Annotated in this window: 5 protein-coding genes and 1 pseudogene; 4 read left to right on the forward strand and 2 right to left on the reverse strand. The window is 58.7% G+C overall.

The window, feature by feature from the left end; genetic code table 11:
- Nucleotides 1-27: 27 nt before the first annotated feature.
- From A3A5_RS0130250 to A3A5_RS0130260, 4 genes are all read left to right on the forward strand, one after another.
- A complete protein-coding gene (locus tag A3A5_RS0130250) occupies nt 28-1,404 on the forward strand; it encodes an APC family permease (RefSeq protein WP_018314188.1) in 1,377 nt (458 codons plus the stop codon).
- 297 nt (nt 1,405-1,701) lie between these two features.
- Nucleotides 1,702-2,016, forward strand: coding sequence for a high-potential iron-sulfur protein (locus tag A3A5_RS42295; RefSeq protein ID WP_081624019.1), 315 nt, complete (start codon nt 1,702-1,704; stop codon nt 2,014-2,016).
- A gap of 526 nt (nt 2,017-2,542) precedes the next feature.
- Complete coding sequence (locus A3A5_RS0130255) at nt 2,543-3,664, forward strand: sensor histidine kinase (protein ID WP_018314189.1); 1,122 nt, start codon at nt 2,543-2,545, stop codon at nt 3,662-3,664.
- 578 nt (nt 3,665-4,242) lie between these two features.
- Nucleotides 4,243-4,671 (forward strand): VOC family protein, encoded by a 429-nt coding sequence (locus A3A5_RS0130260; protein ID WP_018314190.1) that lies wholly within the window; start codon nt 4,243-4,245, stop codon nt 4,669-4,671.
- A gap of 237 nt (nt 4,672-4,908) precedes the next feature.
- Here the strand turns inward: A3A5_RS0130260 and A3A5_RS42300 are convergent, their stop codons facing one another.
- Nucleotides 4,909-5,454, reverse strand: a complete 546-nt coding sequence (locus A3A5_RS42300) for an ATP-binding protein (protein WP_198293182.1) — start codon at nt 5,452-5,454, stop codon at nt 4,909-4,911.
- A 297-nt stretch (nt 5,455-5,751) separates the two neighbouring features.
- A pseudogene (locus A3A5_RS45150) lies at nt 5,752-6,000 on the reverse strand (transposase); the annotation flags it as partial.

Below are 6,000 nucleotides of genomic sequence, written 5' to 3' on the forward strand. Positions count from 1 at the left end.
CAATGCCGACCACGAGTCGCGTGCCACATGGACCACCCCACCAGGCTCAACGCCAGCTCGCTGGGAATCGTCGAATCCGTGATCATGGGCATCGCCGGCACGGCGCCTGCCTACAGCATCGAGATCACGACTTCCACGATTATCGCGACGGCCGGCACACTGTCGCCGGCGAGCATCCTGGTGTGCGGGTTCATCATGTTCGGTATCGCGTTCGCGTTCATCAACATGAACCATGCGGTCGCGAGTGCCGGTACCTCCTATTCGTGGGTGAGCATGGTATTCGGGCGCGTCCTCGGCTTCTTCGCCGGCTGGGCGCTTCTGGTACTGTGCTGCGTGTTCATGGTCTCCGCCATGATTCCCGCGGCCAATGCCACGCTGCTCATCTTCAATCGTCCGCTGATGAATAACGTGCACTACGTGACACTGATCGCAGCCGCATGGCTCACATTCGTCAGCGCGGTGATCGTCAAGGGCATCAAACTCACCAGTTACCTGCAAGTCCTGATGACGATCATCGAAGGCGTGATCCTGCTCGTGATCATCGTCGCGAGCTTCTTCACGTTCCCACGCGCGCCGCAGCACCAGTTCTCGTTGATTTGGTTTTGGCCTTTCGCGTTCTCGCCAAAGTCGTTCGCCAACGGTGCCCTGGTAGCGATCTTCTTCTTCTATGGCTGGGACGTGACCATGAACCTCAGCGAGGAGACGCGTGACCCGAACCACACTCCGGGTCGCGCCGCATTCTGGTCGATGGTGTTCCTGATGGCGTTCTTTCTCGTCTTCATCGTTATCACGCTGCTCGGCCTGTCGGATGCCGAGATCCAGCACTACAACACGAACATCATCTTCGCCATCGCCGAGAAGTTGTTCGGGCCCACCTGGGGCTACGTCGCAATCATCGCGGTATTGCTGAGCACTGTGGGAACGGTAGAAACGCAGATGCTGCAGTTCACGCGCACCCTCTTTGCCAAGAGCCGCGATGGCGCGCTACACCAGCGCTACGCGCGCTTGCATCCGCGTTGGCGGACGCCATATGTCGCCATCTTCTTCATCTGGATTACCGGAATCGTGCTGTTGTTCGCGTCGTCTTATCTGCCGACAATAAACGTCATCCTGCGGGATTCCATTACCGCCATCGGTTTTCAGATCTGCTTCTACCTTGGACTGACTGGGCTTGCCTGCGGCTGGTACTACCGCACTCTGCTGGCGCAGGGGTCGTGGCGTGCTGTGAGTCACGTCATCTGGCCGGTGGGAAGCGGGCTGTTCCTTTTCTTCATCGCGCTCTACAGCATCCCCACTTTCGATTGGATCACCAATGTCGTCGGCATGGGAGGCATTGCCATAGGTGTCGTTCCGTTGCTGCTGAACCGCAGGAAAATCTGGGCAAAGGCAACGCCCTCCGCCTGAGCCGGCTATAACCGACGCCTGAATGTCCGAGTAACGGAGTTGGGCGGACGCGCCGAGCAAAGGCAGCGCTTTTCTCGTGGCTGAAGGCCCCTCCCGGAGCGAACCGCAACCGCTGCATGCAGGCGCGGAGCAAAGTTTGCTGCCGGTCGGGCTTGAGTCCTTCTTGGGTTCTCAATGGAGGGAGCCGCAAGCTTGTGTTTACAGAGCGAGCGTCTACCGTGAAAGGAGGGGGATTTTTGCGGTCAGCGTTTTACAAGCCACAAGCCGCGCAACGATGTCGCGAATGGAGGTGCAGCGATGACTACTCGACGAACATTTCTGAAGGGTATATCGAGCATTGTAACGGTCACCGTGGCCGGCATCGAGTCGCCCGCAAAAGCGCAGCCGGGGAAGCTTGATGAAAACGATCCGCAAGCCGTTTCCCTTGGATATAAACACGACACAACGAAGGTCGATAAGGCCAAGTTTCCCAAACACGAGGCAAGCCAGAAGTGCAGCAACTGCCAATTGTTCCAAGGAAAGGCCAGTGACGCGTGGGGACCTTGCCCAATCTTCGGCGGTAAGCAGGTTGCGGCGAATGGGTGGTGCAGCGCTTATGTGAAGAAGGTCTGAGAATCTAAGATACCCCACCTTCTGAGTGCGCAATCCACTTGCAAGGAGACAGCAATGAAGAATTCAGCTTGCCTCGTCGTGCTTTCGCTAACGGTTGCTGCGGCTTGGGCTCAGGGCGGTCGCTACGGTTCACCTCCAACACCGGGAACTGACACAGGCAGGCGCCCAGAGCTGTCTGAGCAGGCCGCCAGCGGTGCCGCCGGCGAGAGTGTCAAAAGGGACAAGAGCGAAGCGCGCGGCAAGGTTGACCGCAGTAAGGGGCCTGCCGGCGCCCAGGGCGCTTCCGGCGCGGCAACGCATAGCCGTCCTGCCTCGGAGCCAAAGAGCCTGCCCTGAGCTGGTTCTGCGTTGTGCGCGGTGCGCACCTCATTAGTCGGCGCGCAGAACCGGTCCTCGAGTACCCCTGCCCAAGCGACGGACAGCCTGAGGCGGCTCGTCGTACTCACCGCCCGTGCCCATGCCGGTTTGTGCATAATCTGACCTCAGGTACAAGCATCCGAATCTGATTTCGTTTGCAGGAGCAGACATGCGGCTAGCCGATTTCATTTTGCGGAACATCGAGCCAATCCTGGAGCAATGGGAAGCGTTTGCGGCATCTCTTCTGCCGGCTGCAAGGAGCATGGACTCGCACGCTTTGCGCGACGACGCCCAGCAGATTCTGGAGGCAGTGGCCAAGGATCTATCGACTCCACAGACGAGGGAAGAGCAACGCGAGAAATCACTGGGGCGCGCCCCCAAGCTGATCGACGCGCCAGCGACGGCCGCGCAGACACATGCACTTTTGCGGGCCCGAGGAGGCTTCAACATCAATCAACTGGCAGATGAGTATCGAGCACTTCGCGCCAGCGTCCTGCGTTTGTGGATAGACGAAATTCAGCCAGATGCCCCGCATCTCGATGACATGATCCGGTTCAACGAGGCTATCGATCAAGCACTGGCGGAATCAGTAAGTTTTTTCAGTGAGCAGGTGGAACAGGCTCGCAATCTGTTGCTCGGAATGCTCGGACACGACATGCGCAGTCCCCTGCACACTATTCAGATGACCGCGTCGTACCTTGCAGCGCTGAATGCCGGTGAAGACATCTCGGATGCTGCAGGTCGGCTGATTAGAAGTGGTGCCCGCATGCAGGCGCTTCTGGATGACCTGTGCGACTTCAATCGAACCAAGTTGGGGTTGGGTATCAACATCGTCTGCAGTGACGTCGATTTGACGGAAGTGTTTGCCGATGTGGTGGACCAGTTGCGCGCAGCCCATCCAGGCCGCCAGATCGATCTGGACCTAAAAGGCAACCTACAGGGGCTCTGGGATGCTCAGCGTTTGCAGCAACTGCTCGGCAATCTGGTGCATAACGCCATCAAATACGGAGCACCAGATACGCCGGTGCGCGTGGTGGTGACCGGCGCTGATGCAGAAGTTCGTTTCGAAGTCAGGAACAGCGGCCCCGCCATTGACCCGCAGACGCTGGAGCACATCTTTGACCCCCTCCAGCGTGGTCCGGATCAGGCAGACAAGGACAACGGCCAGGTTGGCCTTGGGCTCGGTCTGTTCATCGCGAGCGAAATTGCCAAGGCCCATGATGGCACCATCGAGGCGCGGTCCGATCAGACTGAGACCGCATTCGCCGTTCGCCTGCCGCGCGGCACATAGCGAGCAGTGTCTGTGCCTCTATGGGCGTAAGCCAAGGTCTCCGAGCGTCCGCTTCCCCCGAAAACCACCGGCCGCTTCGGGTCGACAATGGCCTATCGCAATGGGTTGGCGTCCGGTCGTTGGGCCTTCCCGTGACGACCAGTGATCAATCCGCCATTTGGCCGTCATCCCCATTACTACTTCTTCTTATGAAAGGTGGCTCGAAGCAGGCAAGGGTGAAGGGTGCCCGCCTTGTGCGGACTCTTTATTGGTTTATCGCCCGATGTCGGCGGCGGGCTGACGGCCCGACGGCTGAGTTCGGCCCTCTACGGCCGCTGGACCAAAGTAGGAAAGGGACAATCGAGCGTCCGCAGTACGCCTATGACGTGACGCACACAGTCGATGCCGCGAGCGCTACCGAACCCGCCCGATCGCCGTTCGCTGCCGGGTGGAGATGACTGCCGGCCACCTGCAACAAGCCTACACTCATCCATGCCCTGCGCTACCTGGATACTGGCTGGCCGCCACATCAGTTTGACGGGCGCGGGCGGGCATGTTCGTTCCTCATGGCGCCGCTCATTCGCGGCAAAGGAGAGGCCATGGAAAAGATCCCAAAAACCACGGCCTTGTTCATCGCAGGCTTTGGCCCGATTGTGTTTGAAGCCCAGGCAAGCCGCGAGCTCTACAGTCGGACCTTCGGTATCCCCTTCAAGGAAGAGAAAGGCGGCTACCTCCATACGGAGACTCTGAAAGGCGCAAACACTTTCGCCTTATGGCCGCTCTCTCAGGCCGCTCAGTCGTGCTTCGGCACGGATTCGTGGCCTAGTGACGTACCCCTCCCGCAAGCCTGGATTGAGTTTGATGTCGAGAACGTCGAAGCGGCTACGGCAGAACTTGAATCACGAGGGTATCGGATGCTGGTCAGGAACCGGAATGAGCCGTGGGGCCAGACTGTCAGTCGCTTCATCGGGCCGGAAGGACTGCTGGTAGGAATCACCTTTACGCCATCGATGCGGGAAGAGAAATGATGGCGGCCACAGTGGCAGTCCTGCGTGCGGTGACTGATCTGGCCGGCGAGCAGCACACGTTCCCCCAGGTGAATGGCTGATGAAGTACTGAGAACGGTCCTCGCCGTCCTTGTGGACCGGGTGGCGGCAACGGGTCGGAAGCGGAAATCCGTGGTCGCTGCCGGCTGGCGACCGACGATCGCCCGCCTTCGGCCAAAAGCGGGCCTCGCCTTCCCGCTCCAACCGAGCACTCGGAGATCATGATCCAGCTTGGCAGCGGACATTTCCCATCTCGTCATAGACAATCAGGTTAAAACCTTCGCTGTGTGCAGGCGGCACAAAATAACTGGTTATCTGATCGTACTGCTCTTCCGATGTCTGGAAAGGATGCTCGCCTGACACGTTCCTCGCCCTTAATCGAGATTTGCAGGTTTCGTCGCTCACATCCAGATAATGAAGTCGATGCTCGCAAGCAACCGCCTGAAATAGTGAGGTGCCCCACGCACGTGCGCCGGCCGTATTGAAGGGAAAGTCCAGAACCACGGATAGACCCGTCCCAAGGAGCGTTTGGACGTGGTCGGTGAGAAGTGCTCTTATGCGCGCTGTGCGGCTCACGTAATCGGTTAACGTATGGATCTCGTCCGGGTAAAGACATGCGATCCATTTGTCCTCGCTAAGCAGAACCGTCCGAGGGGCATCCGCCAAGCGTACCGTTAGGGTGGATTTGCCCGAAGCGATCTTTCCGCAAACCATATGCAGAACAGCCGTGTCACAGCAGGCAACTACGTTAGCTTCTTGATTCATTTCCAGACGCACCATATAAGCCCAGAAAGCAAAAAACCCGCCTTCTGGGCGGGTTGTGATTGCATATTATCAACTCAATAGCTATCCCGCCGAAACTCGCGAGGCGCTAATAATCGAGTTGATGGTCGATTGGTTCATACTGCACAGCATAAATCAACCGGCGAGCTCGCGCAAGCCGTGACGGCAGAGCGTGGTCGGGGCACTAGAGTGACCGGCGAGGGGCGGCAGTTAACGCTTCGAAAGCGGTCCTTCCGTTGGCACCGCCCCTAACGACGCAATCCACCCAAGATAAGGACATCAGCAAGCCTTATAGGCGGCATGTCGATGAGGTTTCTGGCGAGGCGGACGTGGTTTAGCGCGATCCGGTCGCACGCGATGGGTACGTGTTGCGATCAAGGCCAAGGTCTCATTCAGCGCAGCCTTGGCCCAGCGCAGTCCCAGTAGCGCCGCTGGCAGGACAGGTTTGAGAGCGGTGATGGCGTAGGTTCGGATGATCCGATAGTTCGAGTCAATCTCATGTTCCTGCACGGCGCTGAAGCAGCATAG

It is taken from the genome of Cupriavidus sp. UYPR2.512 (assembly GCF_000379565.1).
GTDB lineage: Bacteria > Pseudomonadota > Gammaproteobacteria > Burkholderiales > Burkholderiaceae > Cupriavidus.